Origin of the sequence: Pseudoalteromonas sp. H103 (assembly GCF_001469205.1) — a bacterium.
GTDB lineage: Bacteria > Pseudomonadota > Gammaproteobacteria > Enterobacterales > Alteromonadaceae > Pseudoalteromonas > Pseudoalteromonas carrageenovora.
This window is the reverse complement of the sequence record NZ_LOFG01000007.1, coordinates 69,803-87,065: the sequence shown is the minus strand read 5'-3', so window position 1 is coordinate 87,065 and position 17,263 is coordinate 69,803. Positions and strand designations below refer to the sequence as shown.

Genomic DNA, 17,263 nt, shown 5'->3' with positions numbered 1-17,263 from the left:
TATTCCTATATTCCTATATTCCTATATTCCTATATTCCTATATACAAATTAACTTAAAAAAACCATTGTAAACCCATACTATTTTGCTTTAGCCATTTTGATGATGCTTTAAAATCAGGAAAAAAACGCTCAACATGCTGCCAAAATGCTTTGCTGTGGTTTAGGTGTCGTAAGTGCGCTAACTCGTGAACAATTACATAATCAATAGCATGGTAAGGCGCTCCGATTAAATGCAAATTAAAGGTTAACTCGCGTTTGCTATTACAACTTCCCCACTTTCGCTTATAAATAGCGATTTTTAAACGCATTGGTAACTCTTCGCCCATTTTTTCGCAAAAGTACGCTAAACGCATTTCTATATATGCCGTTAACTGCTCTTTTAGGTATTCTTCAAGAAGTTGTTGATATTTTTGTCGAAGATTTTTAACGCGTGAAGAATGAGTAATGAGCAAATTGTTATCACACTTTATGACCTCTGACTTAACAGCCTGCTTAAATTCAATATTTACAGCTCTATCAAAAATTAAAACTTGCTTATCTCTTAGCGGGGACTGTCTGGTATCAGTAATATAAAGCTGTTTAGTTAATTGGGCTCTTACCCACGCCTGCTTATTAAAAAGCCATTTTTCTATTTGTTTATTACTAACAAACTGAGGGGCATACACAGTCACCTTTTTATTATGTACTTTAATTGCAACCGTTTTTCGTCTGGTGCTTTTTTTTAACTGATACTCAAACACTGTTATTCTCATACACTATTTGCGATGGACAAATCCGTACGCAATTAATAAAACATCGTAAAATGCGCGATTATCTTAATTAAATACACTAACCCATTACTTTACTAAGAATTACCCGATAAAAAATTTAAATAAACCCAAATTTAACCAATCTGGTGCAATAGAAGATCGACATTTAAATAGTTACCACAGACTAAAAAACTATCTTCTGATAAATAAAAGAAAACAGAAAGTAATAAATTCGTTGTTTTAATCAGTTCGTTGAATTAAGAGTTTATTAATTAATTAATTAGATTAAAATAAAAAAATAAAGATTATATTTTGAGCCATTATGTTATCAGCTTTTTTTATCACAGACCAAGACCCTAGCTTAATCATTAATGGCGTTTACGATCCTCTTTTAGTAACTATGTCGTTACTAATTGCTATTTTTGCAGCCTTTTTCACCATTCGGCTTATAGACCTAGCAAAAGAAACTCATTTTCCTAGCTACCAACGCTTGGCAAATATAACCGCTGCTGCTGTTTTTTCAGCTGGTATTTGGAGCATGCACTTTATTGGTATGTTGGCATTTTCGCTGTGTACAAATATAGATTATGATCCAACAATTACACTGCTCTCTTTTATCCCTGCGTTTGTAGCATGTCAGTACGCAGTATCAATGCTTGTTAATAGTAAGGGTAACTTGAAAGTATTATCAATTTGTTCTGTTTTACTCGGGGCTGGTATTGGCACAATGCATTATAGCGGGATGGCTGCAATGGAACTAGCGCCTTTACTTAGGTATGACCCACTCACTTTTGGGTTATCGATTATTGTTGCTGTAGGCCTTTCTTTTATCGCTTTGTACAGCCGCTTTAACCTTGAACGCGTATTCCCTTCGTTATCATCTCTTCAAAATAATTTAGTTAGCGCTATTATTTTAGGCTTTGCAGTAGCGGGGATGCATTATATGGGAATGGCAGCCACCCGATTTGTAGCAACATCCCCACTCGTATACGACGATGTTAACGCAAACGCGGGATTAACCTTTATCGCCATCGCAGTCGCTACTGCAACTATAGCCATTACAAGCGTGGTTGGTGTGATCAATGGTATGGTTCGCTTTCGCATGTTACTAGAAGAAAAATCAGCAGATGAGTCGCGATTAAATGCAATTTTAGGTACCGCTATTGATGGTATTGTTACTATTGACCATGCTGGTATTATTTTAAGTTTTAATGAGTCAGCCAGTAAAATTTTTGGCTGGCAAGAAAACCAAGTTCAAGGCAAAAATGTGAAAATGCTCATGGACGACAACATCGCTAAGCACCACGACGAATACCTCTCAAACGCCCATAATGTTGATTTGGGGAAAGTGATTGGTGTTAACAGAGATGTATATGCAAAGCATATGAACGGCCAAGTATTCCCTATTCGCTTAGGTATTGGCGAGGTAAATCAGCCCGGGCATAACCCGCTTTACGTTGGCTTTATTACCGATTTAACTGAGCAGCGCGCCTTACAAAAGAGCTTAGAAGAGAAAGAGCAAAAATACCGCTCATTAATGGATAACATGCCGGGAGTTGCGTTTAGGTGCAGGTTTGATGACAACTGGACTATGTTATTTATTAGTCCAAATATAATTGAGCTTACAGGTTATAACCCTAATGAGTTTACAGAACATTGTATCGAATTTAATGATTTGGTCTTAAAAGCAGATCAAAAGCATATTATTGATGAAGTCACTCAAGCTGTTGAAACAAAGTCTCAGTATTCTATTGAATATCGAATTAGACACAGAAATGGCAAAATTTTATGGTTGTTAGATAAAGGGAGTATTGATTTTGATTCTCAAGGCAACCCAAAATGGATTGATGGTGTATTAGTTGATATTACTGAGCGCAAAGAATACGAAGAAAACTTAGAGCAAGCTAAATTTAAAGCAGAAGAAGCCGCCCACGCTAAACAGTCTTTTATGGCTAATATGAGTCATGAAATTAGAACACCTATGAACTCAATTATAGGCTTTAGTGATTTGTTAATGGATACGCCGCTAGACCAAGAACAACAAAAGCATTTAGTAACAGTAAATAATGCAGCCCGCTCATTACTCAGACTGCTAAACGAAATTTTAGATTCTGCTAAATTAGAACGCGGAAAGCTGACTATAGAACCTGTGCATTTTAGTTTAAAACCTGTCATAGACAGTATTATTTCTACCTTTTGGCTTGAGGCTAAAAAGAAAGATTTAAACTTAACGCTTAAGATAAAAGACTCTGTAAGTAGCACCTATTACGGCGACCCCGATCGGCTAAGGCAGGTACTCACTAATTTAATTGGCAACGCTATTAAATTTACAGAAAAAGGCTCTGTAACCGTTACTGTTGGAACAACACAAAATCAGCATTTATTTTTTGAGGTACAAGACACGGGTATTGGTATAGCAAAAGATCGTGTTCAAGCCGTATTTCAGCCTTTTGAGCAAGCCGATGGAACCACAACACGCCGATTTGGTGGCACTGGTCTTGGAACAACAATAAGTAAACAATTAGTTGAGCTTATGGGCGGAAGTATTAACCTAGTAAGTGAGTTAGGTAGAGGAACATGTTTTTACTTTTCGCTACCATTGAGCGTAGGTGATGAAAATAAAATAGACTTTTTTGATGGCCTGCATACTCAACTACCTGCACTAAGAGTGCTTGTTGTAGATGATATAGAGCAAAATACAGAGCTACTTTCAATATTACTGTCACGCGATCAACACCTCGTTACCAAAGCATCTAATGGCCTTCAAGCGGTTGAAGTATTCGAGCAGCAAGATTTTGATGTAATATTAATGGATATCCACATGCCTGAGTGTGATGGCATTCAAGCAACACAAAAAATTAGAATAATTGAAAAGCAAAGACAGCTCAAATATACCCCTATCATTGCGCTTACAGCCAGTGTGTTACACCAAGATAAATTAACGGCTAAAAAAGCAGGTATGAATGGCTTTGCCAATAAGCCAGTTGACATAAATCAGCTAAATCAAGAAATAGCCCAAGTGCTTGGCTTGGGTATAGCAAAAGAAATAGTAATTTCACAAAATGACCCTGAATCTCAACACATTGATTTTGACAAAGGTTTAACGCTTTGGGGGTCAAAGTGTAAACAACTTACTGAGATTAAAAAGTTCATTAACAATAACAATGAACATTTTGAAGTGCTGTTCACCGAGAAGCTATCAGATATAAAAGATGTACACAGCCTAATACACACACTTAAAGGGGTTGCAGGTAATTTAGGTTTAACAACTTTAATGAAGTTATTAGCATCCCTAGAGCAACAACAAACTGATGAGCTATTAATTAGTACCCTCGAAGATATTAAAAATGAGCTCGCTGTTATTTCTAAGCTGCTTGATAATAACGATTGCTCAGAGCCTGAAAAACCTCAAAGCAACACAGATGAAAATACACTCAGCACCACTGAAATAGAAACTTTGTGTAAAACATTGAGTCAAGATGCACAAAATGCTGAACTAAATGATGATCTGCTTGCCAAATTACAGTGTAACGTACCGGCAAACTTGCAAGATGAAGTTAATGAAATCGTTGATGCATTTGACGATTTTGATTTTGATAGTGCGCAAACAAAGCTTGAAAGCTTACTTAAAAACCTAACAAAAAAATGAGTATTTAAATAATGGATTTTTCTACAGATAGGCCTCGTATATTAATTGTTGACGATGAGCCTGCAAATCTAAAAGTGATGCGTGAAGTGTTAGGTAATAAGTACAGAATGTCGTTTGCTAAATCTGGCGATGCTGCGCTCGCTTTACTTGAAAAAGAACTCCCTAAACTTATATTGCTCGATATTATGATGCCAGATATGAATGGCTTTGAAGTATGTCAAAAAGTTAAAGCAAACCCAAAAACATCACACATCCCTATTATTTTTGTAACCGCTCTTGGTGATGAAAGCGATGAGTTTAAAGGTTTTGAATTAGGCGCTGTAGATTACATAACAAAACCTATAAGCCCCGCAATAGTAAGAGCCCGCGTTAAAACACATTTATCACTCGTTCAAGCTGAGCAGCTTAAACAAGCACATGTTGATTTAGTACATCGTTTAGGCCGTGCTGCAGAGTACAAAGATACAGATACTGGCGAGCATATCGTGCGCATGAGCCAGTACAGTAAAGTACTCGCTTTAGCATTAGGTATGGACGAGTCTGAGGCCGAGCTGTTACGCCAAGCAGCCCCTATGCACGATGTAGGTAAGATCGGCATACCCGACGCCATTTTATTAAAGCCTGGGCGCTTAACCAGTGATGAGTTTGAGCACATGAAACAGCATGCTGTAATAGGTGCAAAAATTCTTGCCAATTCGTCATCTCCACTTTTACAACTCGCGCACACACTTGCTATAGAGCATCACGAAAAATGGGACGGTACAGGTTACCCTCATGGCATCAAAGGTGAAGATATATCAGTTGAAGGACGTATTATAGCTATTGCTGATGTATTTGATGCCCTCACATCAAAACGCCCTTATAAAGAAGCATGGAGCGTAGAAAAAACCATCGAGCATTTAAAATCTCAAGCAGGTAGTCACTTCGATCCTAATTTGATCAATTTATTTATTGAAAAGCTTGATGATATTATTGCGATTAAAGAGGCAAGCCAAGAATTAAGCTAATTACCCTTGGCACTATGAGAGCCTAACTCAACATTATTATAAATACGCTTAATACAGCTATAATCATGAGAAGTAATTTCATGGCTATTATTACTGTCGTCTTTAAAATACATAGAGAAAGTAACACCGTGATCAGCTAGTACCGTTTTTATTTGTAACTGCTCAAAGTGCTTTAACCACGCTATAAATTGCTCTGCGTTTACAGCAAAAGCAATTCCTTTGCTGTACCCCTCTCGTTCAAACAATGCTAAACGCGCGGTTTTGTTTTCATCTTCGAGTGTTAAAGGCCCTTTGCCATCTTCATTCCAAAATGCCAGTTCAGGTACAACATAAAAGCCTAATACATGTTCGTACCATTTTATTGCCGCTTGTAAGTTATTTACATTTAAATGGCAATGATCGATCCCTTCAAGTAGAGGTGTAGCCATGTTATTGGCCTATCTCAGACTTGAGCTGCTCTAAAAAAGCATGCATGTATTGTGTACGCCTTTGTGCCTCGGCTTTTGCAGAAGGTGTGTTCATACTTTTTGCAATATGCAGTAGTTTTATAAAAAAGTGATCAAGCGTATATTTTTTATCATCGGCTTCACGTTTAATACAAAAAGGGTCATTTGGGTTATACAGTAATCGGTTAATCGAACCACCCACTTTCATACACCGACTGACACCAATTGCACCTAATGCATCCATTCTGTCTGCATCTTGCACTATTTGCGCTTCTACGGTTTTAATTGCAATGTTGGCACTAAAACTATGCGCTGCAATCGCATGGTGAATATCATCAAACAGCGACTCGTCGTAATTAATTGATTTTAAAAACTCAATCGCTTTATTGGCAGCCATCGTAGAGGCTCTTGCGCGATCCGGGTGATTTTTAGCAACTGCCACGCAATCGTGCATCCAAGCTGCAGGTAACACAACATGCATATTTGCCTGTTCGGCATTACATAGCTGCACAGCAACACGTACAACCCGTTCAATATGTGTAATATCGTGGGCAACATCAGCATGAATTAATGATGTTATAAACGTCCTACATTTTGAATTAAGTATTTCTAAATCGGGGTTTAAAGTTACATCGGGCACGTTAACATTCCAAAAACTAATTAATATCTGATTTATCCGTACTTTACCGTGCTTTATGCCCCCCTTGCAAAACATTCATTGTATGTTGAGCCCTGCTTGACTAAAATACAGCGCTTATTTATTACTACTGAGAAGCCTTATGTCATCTGCCGTTTACCTACAAGCTGGTCGCGAAAAATCATTAAAAAGAAAGCACCCTTGGCTATTTTCAAAAGCCATCAAAAAAATTAAAGGTAAACCGGGTCTGGGCGACACAGTTACTATTCACGATAATGAAGGTAAGTTTTTAGCAACCGCAGCTTATAGCCCTCACTCTCAAATAAGAGCGCGTGTATGGAGCTTTGACGAAAAAGAAGTAATCGACCAACACTTTTTTGAACGCCGCTTACGCAGAGCACTTGATGCACGCGAACACGTTATTTCTGAAGGCGGCTTAACAGGCTTTAGGTTGTGTGCCGCAGAGTCTGACTATTTACCAGGTGTAACCATAGATAAGTTTGATAACGTATTAGTATGCCAATTACTAAGCGCGGGTGCTGAGCGCCATAAAGGTGAAATAGTCGGCGCACTTATGGCTATTTTCCCAGGCGCTAGTATTTATGAGCGCTCAGATGTAGATGTACGTACCAAAGAAGGCCTTGAGCCAATCAAAGGCGTACTTTGGGGCAGCGAGCCTAAAGAGCCCGTACTTATTGAAGAAAACGGTTTAAAACTTGAAGTTGATATTATCGAAGGTCATAAAACCGGTTTTTATTTAGATCAACGCGATAGCCGTGCCGCCCTTGAGCGTTTTGCAAAAGATAAAACCGTGCTTAACTGTTTTAGCTACACAGGTACATTTTCGTTATACGCGCTACGTGGTGGCTGTACTCACGTTACAAATGTTGATGTATCTCAGCCAGCGCTTGATACTGCAAAGCGTAATGTAGAACATAACAATTTAGACTTAAATAAAGTCGATTTTGTGAAACAAGATGTATTTAAGCTATTGCGCCAATACCGCGATGAAGGCAAGCAGTTTGATACTATTGTGATGGATCCGCCAAAATTTGCAGACAACAAAGCGCAGCTAACCGGTGCGTGCCGTGGTTATAAAGATATAAACATGATTGCTATGCAAATATTAAAACCAGGCGGCACGTTATTAACGTTCTCGTGCTCGGGTTTAATGGAGCAAAACTTGTTTCAAAAAGTTGTGGCTGATGCAGCACTTGACGCAGGAAAGGAGCTGTTAATTATGGAGCGATTAAATCAAGCAGCCGACCACCCTATCGCTGGTAGCTACCCTGAAGGCTTTTACTTAAAAGGCTTAATTTGTAAGGTGTATTAAATAGCGCTTTAAAACGGCGTTAGTGGATTGCTTAAATCCACTAACGTTTTTTGTTTAGACGCCTAGTTTAGTTAATTAAACTGAACAATCTTCAAACCGGCAGTAATAGTGCCATCATCTTCCTTACTAGCGCGAATAACCTTTGCAGTGGCATTAAGCGAAGCAATACTAGGATGGGTAGATTCAATATTTACTTGTAGTAAAGTGTCTAACTCAAGCAAGTCATCTAAATGTAGCGATAACCCCGTTGCACTCAAATCTACACACTCTGCGGTATAATTTAACCCTGCTATAGGCTCTATAGTAGTTAAATTTGCAGGCGTGTTCACCTGCATACGTCTAAAATCTCGCTTATCGTCAGTAAACATAGGTTACCTCTAAACAACCGTGTTAATTTCTTCCAACAAAGCACCCATAGAAAATGGCTTTACAACATATGCGTCGCAGCCAGCGTCAAAGCCCGCTTGTTTTTCAGATGGGGACTCAAGGCCCGATACCATAACAACAGGAATATTTTTTGTCTCAGGGGTGTGCTTAAGCATTCGACACGTATCATAGCCATCAAGGCCAGGCATACATACATCTAGCAAAATTATATCAGGCGGATTAGCAATCGCTGATGCAAGACAGCTTTGCCCTGAATCTGCGTAGCTTACGTCAAATTTCGAAGTCAGTGCTGTTTTAAGCATTTCATAATTGAAATACTCGTCATCTACCACTAATAATCGCTTTGTTTTATGTTCAACCGATGAGGACATAACTATGTCGCTTCCTTCTCAAAACAAAAATAAATCCCTCTATTAAGGTACTAAGCTTAATAGAAAATGCAAGTTTTATTCTATCTCTTTTATCGCATTTATAACCCGCTTCGCAGATATTGGGTAAGGCGTGCCTAGCGTTTGTGCAAACAACGAGACCCGTAACTCTTGTTGCATCCAAAAGATAGTCGTTACCTCATCAGGTATTGGCAGTCCTTTAGGTGTTTTATTTACTAACTTTTTGTATTCTTGCGCTACTTTTTCTAGTTCTAAAACACATAAGCGATCTCTGTTAGGATCTACCGGAAGTTTTTCTAAACGCTTCTGAATCGCTTTTAAATACCGTATTAAGTCTGTTATTTTGTCTGCGCCATGAGCACTTACAAATCCTTTAAAAATAAGCGACTCAAGCTGAGATTTAATATCACCATGCGCTGTGATCATCGTTAAATCTACGCGGCCTTTCATTTTTTTATGAAGGCTATGTGCAATACTCAATACTTGCTCTACTTGTGTGGCAATTAATACCACTGCATCACCGAGCTCACCGCGTATTTGTTCTTTTACCGCTTCAAACGCCTGTTCGTCACGTATATCGCCATGCTTAACAAGCAAGCTATCAACCCCTGCGGCAATACAGTCATCAATTAAATCTGCAATTTTACCAAATGGATTAAAGTACAAACCAAGTTTGGCTTTATTAGGTAAGTTTTGTTGTAAATACTTAATTGGCGAAGGCACGTTTAATAAAACTAACCTGCGCAGGCCTTTTTGATGAGCCTGCTGCGCTTTTACTTCACTATCAAATAACTCAACTGCAGCAGCTGATTTTTTATCCACCAGCGCTGGGTATGCTTTTATCTCGTATTGGCCTTGCTTTTTAACGTACGAGGCTGGTAACTTGCCAAAATCCCATTGCGTTAAGTCTGTTTTTTCAATACCTTTGTCAGCTACTTTTGATAGTGTATCGGTTACTTTACCTTGCAGCTGCGCTTTTAGTTTGGCTAAATCAAGACCACGCGCAAGTAGCTTGTCGTGCTCATCGCGCACCTCAAATTGTAGTCGTAAGTGTGGAGCAAGTGCGCTTAAGTCCCACGCTTGTGCATCTACTCTTACGCCCGTCATTCTGAGTAATCGGGTAGTAAGCGCCTCTATTAGGCTGCCTTGTAGTGGCTCAATTGCCGCAAGCACTGCATCAGCATAATTAGGTGCAGGTACAAAATTACGGCGTAGCGATTTAGGAAGCGATTTAATTAAACCGCTAATTAATTCGTGTCTAAAAGCGGGTATATGCCAATCAAAGCCACTCTCTTGTACTTGGTTTAATAGCGCAACAGGTATTTGCACTGCAACACCATCAACGGCTTGGCCCGGGTCAAAATGATAAGTAAGCGGTAAAATAATGTTGTCTTGTTGCCACGTATCTGGGTAATCAAACTCAGTAATATTACTTGCACCGTGCTGCATAAGCTCTTCACGGCTCATATGTAAGTAGTGTTTATTTTGCTGCTTTTGAGTTTTATACCACTTTAAAAACGCCGCACGGTTATTAATTTCTTTCGGTATTTTTTTATCGTAAAACTCATACAGAGTTTGCTCATCAACTAAAATGTCACGGCGTCGAGATTTATGCTCAAGTACTTGTATGTCTTCTATCAGCTCACGGTTAAATGCTAAAAACTGCTCATTTAAGCCCAGCTCTTGCTCAACAAGTGCAGTACGTATAAATAGCTCACGGCTCACTTTTGGATCAATATTGCTATAAACACAGCGGCGTTTATTAACAACTAATAAACCATAAAGAGTTTGCTGCTCAAACGCGATAACCGCACCTGGCTTTTTCTCCCAATGAGGCTCTGAATAGCTACGTTTAACTAAGTGCTGAGCAAGTGGCTCTACCCAAGTAATGTCTATTTTTGCATTAATACGCGCGTATAATTTACTGGTTTCTACCAGCTCCGCCGACATCATCCATTTAGGACTCTTTTTAAATAAACCTGAGCCCGGAAAAATATGGAACTGACTATTACGCGCACCTTTGTAAATTTGTTTTTCGTCTTTAAAGCCAATATGGCTTAGCATGCCGCTTAATAACGCTTTGTGCACTAACTCGCCATCAGCCGCTTGACTGGTGGCTTTCATGCCCATTTCATTACATACAGTGCTAATTTGATAAACAATGTCTTGCCACTCACGAAGACGCATATAGGCTAAAAAGTCTTTTTGGCATAACTTTCTAAATTGACTATTGGTCAGCTCGCTTTGCTGTTCTTCTAAGTAATTCCACAGGTTTAAAAATGCAATAAAGTCAGAATCTGGAGCGTCAAAGCGGCCATGTTTTTCATTTGCTGCAGCGCGTTTTTCTTGTGGGCGTTCTCGAGGATCTTGAATAGATAACGCCGCGACAATAATTATTACTTCGCGAAGTGCACCAAGTTTATGCGCTGTTAGTACCATTTTTGCTAAACGAGGGTCAACGGGTAAGCGGCTGAGCTCTCGACCAGATTGTGTGAGACTCGTTTTATCACGATTTTTTGCAGGTTTTATCGCTTGTAGCTCTTCAAGTAGCGTTAAACCATCGTTGATATTACGGCTATCGGGTGCTTGAACGAACGGAAACTCACTCATATCACCAAGACCAAGTGCTAACATTTGCAAAATAACAGACGCTAGATTAGTACGTAGTATCTCTGGGTCGGTAAACTCTGGGCGCGATAAAAAATCATCCTCAGAGTACAAACGAATACAAATACCTGCCTCAACACGTCCACAACGCCCCATACGCTGATTTGCACTGGCTTGTGAAACTGGTTCAATAGGTAAGCGCTGTACTTTAGTACGGTAGCTATAACGGCTAATTCGCGCAGTACCTGGGTCTATTACATAACGAATACCCGGCACGGTTAACGAGGTTTCGGCAACGTTGGTGGCTAAAATAATATGACGACGTGAATGCGGTGCAAAAATACGGTTTTGTTCAGCGTTAGACAAACGTGAATAAAGCGGTAAAACATCGGTGTGTTTTAAATTACGCTTGCTAAGTGCATCGGCAGTATCACGTATTTCACGCTCACCGTTTAAAAATATGAGTATATCGCCGGGGCCTTCTGCGCAAAGTTCATCAACCGCATCAAAAATACCTTGTAGCTGATCGCCCTCGGCTTCCATGTCATCTTTTTTAATATCAGAGATTGGGTTGTAACGCACATCAACAGGGAAAGTACGACCAGATACTTCAATAATAGGTGCATCATTAAAATGCTTTGAAAAGCGCTCAGGGTCGATGGTTGCAGAAGTAATAATAACTTTTAAATCAGGGCGTTTTGGCAGTAAGTTTTTTAAATACCCTAAAATAAAGTCAATGTTTAAACTGCGCTCATGCGCTTCATCAATAATAATGGTGTCATATTGATTTAAAAAACGGTCTTGTTGTATTTCAGCAAGCAAAATACCGTCTGTCATCAGTTTTATGTAAGTGTTATTAGAAACCTGATCGCTAAAACGAATTTTAAAACCAACTTGTTGGCCAAGTTCGCATTTCATTTCCTCAGCAATTCGATTAGCAACACTTCGCGCAGCTAAACGCCTAGGTTGAGTATGGCCAATAAAGCCATCAACCCCACGGCCAAGCTCTAAACACATTTTAGGTATTTGTGTTGTTTTACCTGAACCGGTTTCGCCAGCAATAATAACAACTTGGTTGTTTGCTATGGCGTCTTTAATTACATCCTTTTTTTGACTTACCGGTAATTGCTCTGGGTAAGTCACTTTAGGCAAACCAGCAAGACGTTTTTCGCGGTTTTCTTGGCTACGGGTAATATCGGCCGCTATTTTTTCAATGGCATTGGCTTGTTTGTTTTCATTACTTATTTTTTTTACGCCGTGTAGGCGCTTTTTAAAAATAAATTGATCTTTTTTTAAGCACGTTTTTAGCTCGCCAAACAACTGACCTAGGTTTACCACCCGCACACCTTATAAAATTAATAAAAGAGCGTTAATTGTATCAAACTAAACGCGCTGGGTTAATGCTACAAAGTGCATAACTATAGACTTAATAAGTTATTCGTCGTTAAAAATACCCACGTAAGTTGCTTGGGTGTTCGATTTACTGGCGCGATACATACCTGAGGTATTAAATGGCAAACTAATATTGCCTTTGGCATCTACAATAATCACCCCACCCGTACCACCTATGGGTGCAAGCACTTGATTAATAACTTCATCACCCGCTTGTGCAATGGTTTTATTTTGGTATTTAACACGCGCACATATATCACTCGCTACGTTGTATCGAATAAAGTATTCACCATGCCCCGTTGCCGATACTGCACACGATTCGTTTTCAGCAAATGTACCTGCACCAATTACGGGGGCATCGCCTATACGGCCAAACCGTTTAGCTGTCATGCCGCCCGTAGATGTACCCGCGGCTAAATTGCCGTTTTTATCAAGTGCAACAGCGCCAACAGTGCCCATTTTATATTCTGTAGGAAGTGCTTTATGTGCTGCTTGGTAATTTTTGCTAGTTGCCTTGGCTTTATCTAGTTTTTGTTTGGCTTTTAAAAGTGCTTCATAGCGATGCTCAGTATCAAATATATTATTTTCGATAAGCTCAATACCCTGCTCTTTGGCAAACTCTTCAGCGCCTTGACCGCTAAGCATTACATGTACTGAGTTATCCATTACTAAGCGCGCTAACTGAATTGGACTTTCTATGTGCTTAATACCCGCAACAGCGCCCGCTTCACGATTTCGTCCATCCATTATTGACGCATCTAGTTCGTGGTTACCATCGTAAGTATAAACAGCACCTCGCCCTGCATTAAAATAAGGTGATTGCTCCAGTACTTCTATCGCAGTAGTTATTGCATCTAAGCTCTCACCGCCCTTTTCAAGTACCGCATAACCGGCTTCTACAGCTTCACTTAATTTAGCTCTGTAGGCTTTTTCTTGCGCGGGCGTAAATTTTGCTTTTTCAATTGTGCCCGCACCACCATGAATCGCAATAGCAAACGGCGCTTGCTCGCTCAAAGCACTATTACTTAGGGTTAAACACGCACTGGCAATAATTGATAATACTAATATTTTTTTCATGGTGATCTCTTTTTGTATTAAGTGTTAAAAACAATGTGAATGGTTACAACGGAGATTTCAACTAATGTACGTTTAATGGCATAAAAAAAGCGCCTTAAGGCGCTTTTTAAAATTTAACGTGTTTGTAATTAAGCTTGTTTAGCTTTTAAACGCGCTAAACGTGCTACTTGGTGAGTAGACGTTAAGAAAGAGTAGATAGGTGCTAGGTAACCACGCTTACGAAGCTCTAAGAAGTCAGCATCGCTTAACTCGTTTAGCTTTTTCTCATCGATAAGGTAAATACCGTTGATGTCTTTTTTCTCGCCTTTAATATCTACTGTTAGCGTTTGCGCTATTAGTAGTTCTTTGTCAGCGAGGAATTTAGTGAACGCTTCAGTTACTTGAGAAAATTCAATAAACGATACTAGCGCTTCTTTACGACGTTTTAGGTAATCAGTTTCCTCACCATTTTCAAATAAAGCATTACCCTCTTCTTCACCAACCAGTGAGCTTGCTTCGTCAATTACGATACCGTATTGATCTTGATCTGGGTGTTTAACTAAGCCAAGTGGGTAACGAGTAGACGCCATAGGTGCAAATGCAGCAGTCCATTTACCGTCTTCTACAAAAAGGTTTTCGCCTGGCTCTAGGCCAAACATAGCTACTGCTTGAAAAGTGCCAGCTTCGTTATTTTTAACGAATGACATAGGGAACTCATTTGCTACGCGTGCAAACTCATGTGCAACTACAGGCACTAAATGTTGAGTTTTCATAAATTCTACGTTGATGCCGTTTTGAATTTTAGTGTTGGCATGTTTTTCGTTGTGTAAAGGCTGTACTTGTTGCTCCGCCATGTTACTGCTCCGTTATTTTTAATTTATATATTTCATTGTTAATGCCTTTAGGCTAATGCTTTTGAAGTAAAAAAGGAAGGGAAACTTTTATGACAACCGTCATGAAAAAATAAAATATAACTAAATCTGTGCGTTGCTAAAAAACGTACAGCTAAAACTTATAAAATACGATTAAAAACAACACACTGAGCGAGCACTTTTCATACAGTAAAAGTAAAACCATTAACATTGGTTAACAGTAATATGGCAGCTTTATGCTTTGCACTGTATTAAATTTAGGCAAATAAAAAGGCAGCTTAAATAAGCTGCCTTTTCTGGGTAGTTTAAAGCACTTAAATTAAGGTGCCCAATATACCTCAATATTAATGCTTGGGTGGTTAAGTACAGCGCGAAGAGGCATATCATTTACCTCCCCCCCTGCTTTTGCTTGCTTATAAACAGCGAGTTTTTCTTCACCGCTTATCAGTAGCTTAACCACTTTAGAATTTGCTATTGCATTTAACGTAAGAGTCATACGCTCGGTAATACTACCGGTTACGTCACTTTGTATTGCGTTAATTGCACATACTGTTTGCTCAGTTGTTAAACCGTGCTCTAAACCTTCTGCGTGTGGAAATAAAGACGCAGTGTGACCATCAGGGCCCATACCTAATATAGTTACATCATATGGCGCCTTTAAAGCACTATAAGCGGCTTCACATACTTGTGTGCCCTCTTTTGCAGTAGCGGCAGAGTTTTTCATTGTAATGAAGTTTGCTGCACTGCCATAGTTTTGAAGTAACGTGCTATTTATAAATGCTTCGTTACTTTTTTCATGGTTTGGCTCAACCCAGCGCTCATCAACCATGGCAACATCAACGTTTTGCCAATCTAAATCAAGAGTTGATAAATGCTTATACGCAGGTGCCGGTGACGAGCCGCCAGAAACCATGAGCACTGCACGGCCATCATTTTTAATACCATCACGTAATGATTGCTCAAGTGTTGCTGATAACTCAGCAGTTAACGCGTCTTTATTATCAAAAAACTTTTCAACAATAGTTGCCATAACTTATACCTTATCGCCGGTGTTAAACCATACATGGTTGTTTTCAGCCAATAATTCATCAGCATCATCAGGACCCCAGCTACCAGCACGGTAAAGCGCAGGTTTGCCTTTGTCTTGCCAGCGGTCAATAATTGGATCAATCCACTTCCAGGCTTGACGAACTTCATCTCGGTGAATAAATAACGACGGGTTATTTGCAGCCGCATCAAGCATTAAACGCTTGTATGCATCTGAGTGGAAACCATTGCTGTAAGCTTGAGAAAGCTCAATGTTCATTGTTACCGGCTCTAGTTGCATTTCAAGATTATCAAGACGCTTAGACATAAGCGTTAATTGAATCGTCTCTTCAGGTTGCAAGCGAATAACAAGGCGGTTTGGCTCAATATTACCTACGTTATCTTCGTAAATATTGTGAGATACTTTTTTGTATTCAACCACAATCTCAGCACAGCGCTTAGCCATACGTTTACCTGTACGAAGGTAAAAAGGAACACCAGCCCAACGCCAGTTATCAATGTGAGCACGAATAGCAACAAAGGTTTCTGTTTTACTTGAACCTTCATTTAGCTCTTCTAAGTAACCCGGTACAATTTTACCGTTTAGGTCGCCTGGTACGTATTGACCGCGTACAATATTGCTATCAACATCGCCATCTAATAGCGGACGAAGTGCTTCTAACACTTTTAGTTTTTCGTTACGAATACTGTTAGCGTTAAGCTTATTAGGCGATTCCATTGCCACTAAACAAAGTAGCTGTAACAAGTGGTTTTGTACCATGTCACGCAGTGCACCGGCTTTATCGTAAAAACCAGCACGGCTTTCAAGGCCTACAGTTTCAGATAAACTAATTTGAATATTATCAATAGATTTAGCATCCCACATATTTTCAAATAATGAGTTTGAAAAGCGTAATGCCATTAAATTTTGAACCGTTTCTTTACCTAAGTAATGGTCAATACGGAAGATTTGCTCTTCATCAAAAAACTCTGCAATTTTACCATTAATAGCTTCAGCTGAATCGCCGCAGTAACCAATTGGCTTTTCAACAACGACACGAGACGTTGGGGTAATTAAGCCTTTAGTTGATAAGATTTCACAACATGTGCCGTACACAGCCGGTGGAAGTGATAAGTAAAATACGCGAGATTTAGTGCTATCGTGCTCATCTAAAATACCTTTTAGCACGTCCCAGTTATCGTCTGCTTCAGTTACGTTACTGACTACTGGCACTAAAAATGTAGAAAATGCTTTCCAGTCTTTAGCGTTAAATTCGCCTTTGCTTAAAAATTCTTGTAGTGCTTTGTGCGCTGTTTCTACGTATTCGGCACGTTTAGCTTCTTCACGTACTGTTGGTAGGATACGTGAGCCTTCAGGTAAGTTACCTTCTTGATATGCTCTGTACATTGCAGGTAGCAATTTGCGTAACGCAAGGTCACCACCGCCCCCAAAAATTATAATATCAAAAGGATTAAGCATAGTTACTCTCTACGTTGTGATACCCAATGCATTTGTCTGCGCGGGTATGCCTATTTATTGCTAGATTAGGTGGCTCTTATAGCGTGATTGTATAACAGCCTGCTGAATTGTTGTGTTGTACGGACTTTTTATTATTTTAATTTTCGCTTGTTAAATGAGCCTTAGGGGTCCTGTATTTCCTCTCACAAAAATACAGACCCTAAGAACTCCAGCGCTACCCGTTCAAAGGTACT

13 protein-coding genes are annotated in these 17,263 nt (G+C 39.4%); 3 read left to right on the top strand and 10 right to left on the bottom strand.

What is annotated here, in order from left to right:
• Window positions 1-53: 53 nt before the first annotated feature.
• Window positions 54-752 carry a M48 family metallopeptidase gene (locus tag ATS74_RS06685; RefSeq protein WP_058548155.1) on the bottom strand — a complete coding sequence of 233 codons (699 nt, stop codon included), beginning with the start codon at window positions 750-752 and terminating at the stop codon, window positions 54-56.
• A 319-nt stretch (window positions 753-1,071) separates the two neighbouring features.
• On the opposite strand from ATS74_RS06685, the gene ATS74_RS06680 reads away from it, so the two are divergent.
• Window positions 1,072-4,398 carry an MHYT domain-containing protein gene (locus tag ATS74_RS06680; RefSeq protein ID WP_058548154.1) on the top strand — a complete coding sequence of 1,109 codons (3,327 nt, stop codon included), beginning with the start codon at window positions 1,072-1,074 and terminating at the stop codon, window positions 4,396-4,398.
• A gap of 11 nt (window positions 4,399-4,409) precedes the next feature.
• Window positions 4,410-5,405 (top strand): response regulator, encoded by a 996-nt coding sequence (locus ATS74_RS06675; protein WP_058548153.1) that lies wholly within the window; start codon window positions 4,410-4,412, stop codon window positions 5,403-5,405.
• Here the strand turns inward: ATS74_RS06675 and ATS74_RS06670 are convergent.
• Complete coding sequence (locus tag ATS74_RS06670; protein WP_058548152.1) at window positions 5,402-5,833, bottom strand: VOC family protein; 432 nt, start codon at window positions 5,831-5,833, stop codon at window positions 5,402-5,404. The two genes, ATS74_RS06675 and ATS74_RS06670, sit on opposite strands and share 4 nt — an antisense overlap.
• A 1-nt stretch (window position 5,834) precedes the next feature.
• Entirely contained in the window at window positions 5,835-6,566 is a 732-nt protein-coding gene (locus ATS74_RS06665; protein WP_201023023.1) for an HD domain-containing protein, read from the bottom strand.
• A gap of 64 nt (window positions 6,567-6,630) precedes the next feature.
• On the opposite strand from ATS74_RS06665, the gene ATS74_RS06660 reads away from it, so the two are divergent.
• Complete coding sequence (locus ATS74_RS06660) at window positions 6,631-7,821, top strand: class I SAM-dependent methyltransferase (RefSeq protein ID WP_058548150.1); 1,191 nt, start codon at window positions 6,631-6,633, stop codon at window positions 7,819-7,821.
• 71 nt (window positions 7,822-7,892) lie between these two features.
• Here the strand turns inward: ATS74_RS06660 and ATS74_RS06655 are convergent, their stop codons facing one another.
• The 7 genes from ATS74_RS06655 to zwf all read right to left on the bottom strand — a co-directional run bounded on the left by ATS74_RS06655 (window position 7,893) and on the right by zwf (window position 17,030).
• Window positions 7,893-8,189, bottom strand: a complete 297-nt coding sequence (locus ATS74_RS06655) for a PilZ domain-containing protein (RefSeq protein WP_058548149.1) — start codon at window positions 8,187-8,189, stop codon at window positions 7,893-7,895.
• A gap of 9 nt (window positions 8,190-8,198) precedes the next feature.
• Window positions 8,199-8,579 (bottom strand): response regulator, encoded by a 381-nt coding sequence (locus ATS74_RS06650; protein ID WP_058548148.1) that lies wholly within the window; start codon window positions 8,577-8,579, stop codon window positions 8,199-8,201.
• A gap of 75 nt (window positions 8,580-8,654) precedes the next feature.
• Window positions 8,655-12,542, bottom strand: a complete 3,888-nt coding sequence (gene hrpA / locus ATS74_RS06645) for an ATP-dependent RNA helicase HrpA (protein ID WP_058548147.1) — start codon at window positions 12,540-12,542, stop codon at window positions 8,655-8,657.
• Between the two features lie 96 nt (window positions 12,543-12,638).
• On the bottom strand, window positions 12,639-13,673 hold the full coding sequence (locus ATS74_RS06640) for an isoaspartyl peptidase/L-asparaginase family protein (RefSeq protein ID WP_058548146.1): 1,035 nt from the start codon (window positions 13,671-13,673) through the stop codon (window positions 12,639-12,641).
• Window positions 13,674-13,801: 128 nt separating this feature from the next.
• Window positions 13,802-14,506 carry a SapC family protein gene (locus tag ATS74_RS06635; protein ID WP_058548145.1) on the bottom strand — a complete coding sequence of 235 codons (705 nt, stop codon included), beginning with the start codon at window positions 14,504-14,506 and terminating at the stop codon, window positions 13,802-13,804.
• Between the two features lie 337 nt (window positions 14,507-14,843).
• Window positions 14,844-15,554 carry a 6-phosphogluconolactonase gene (pgl, locus tag ATS74_RS06630; RefSeq protein ID WP_058548144.1) on the bottom strand — a complete coding sequence of 237 codons (711 nt, stop codon included), beginning with the start codon at window positions 15,552-15,554 and terminating at the stop codon, window positions 14,844-14,846.
• Window positions 15,555-15,557: 3 nt separating this feature from the next.
• Window positions 15,558-17,030 (bottom strand): glucose-6-phosphate dehydrogenase, encoded by a 1,473-nt coding sequence (gene zwf, locus ATS74_RS06625; protein ID WP_058548143.1) that lies wholly within the window; start codon window positions 17,028-17,030, stop codon window positions 15,558-15,560.
• Window positions 17,031-17,263 lie beyond the last annotated feature (233 nt).

Excerpts from the sequence above, each read along its gene's own strand:
- ATS74_RS06670 (WP_058548152.1), bottom strand. The coding sequence starts at position 5,833 with ATGGCTACACCTCTACTTGAAGGGATCGATCATTGCCATTTAAATGTA.
- ATS74_RS06655 (WP_058548149.1), bottom strand. The coding sequence starts at position 8,189 with ATGTTTACTGACGATAAGCGAGATTTTAGACGTATGCAGGTGAACACG.
- ATS74_RS06685 (WP_058548155.1), bottom strand. The coding sequence starts at position 752 with ATGAGAATAACAGTGTTTGAGTATCAGTTAAAAAAAAGCACCAGACGA.
- ATS74_RS06640 (WP_058548146.1), bottom strand. The coding sequence starts at position 13,673 with ATGAAAAAAATATTAGTATTATCAATTATTGCCAGTGCGTGTTTAACC.
- ATS74_RS06635 (WP_058548145.1), bottom strand. The coding sequence starts at position 14,506 with ATGGCGGAGCAACAAGTACAGCCTTTACACAACGAAAAACATGCCAAC.
- ATS74_RS06650 (WP_058548148.1), bottom strand. The coding sequence starts at position 8,579 with ATGTCCTCATCGGTTGAACATAAAACAAAGCGATTATTAGTGGTAGAT.
- pgl (WP_058548144.1), bottom strand. The coding sequence starts at position 15,554 with ATGGCAACTATTGTTGAAAAGTTTTTTGATAATAAAGACGCGTTAACT.
- zwf (WP_058548143.1), bottom strand. The coding sequence starts at position 17,030 with ATGCTTAATCCTTTTGATATTATAATTTTTGGGGGCGGTGGTGACCTT.
- ATS74_RS06675 (WP_058548153.1), top strand. The coding sequence starts at position 4,410 with ATGGATTTTTCTACAGATAGGCCTCGTATATTAATTGTTGACGATGAG.
- ATS74_RS06680 (WP_058548154.1), top strand. The coding sequence starts at position 1,072 with ATGTTATCAGCTTTTTTTATCACAGACCAAGACCCTAGCTTAATCATT.
- ATS74_RS06665 (WP_201023023.1), bottom strand. The coding sequence starts at position 6,566 with ATGTTTTGCAAGGGGGGCATAAAGCACGGTAAAGTACGGATAAATCAG.
- ATS74_RS06660 (WP_058548150.1), top strand. The coding sequence starts at position 6,631 with ATGTCATCTGCCGTTTACCTACAAGCTGGTCGCGAAAAATCATTAAAA.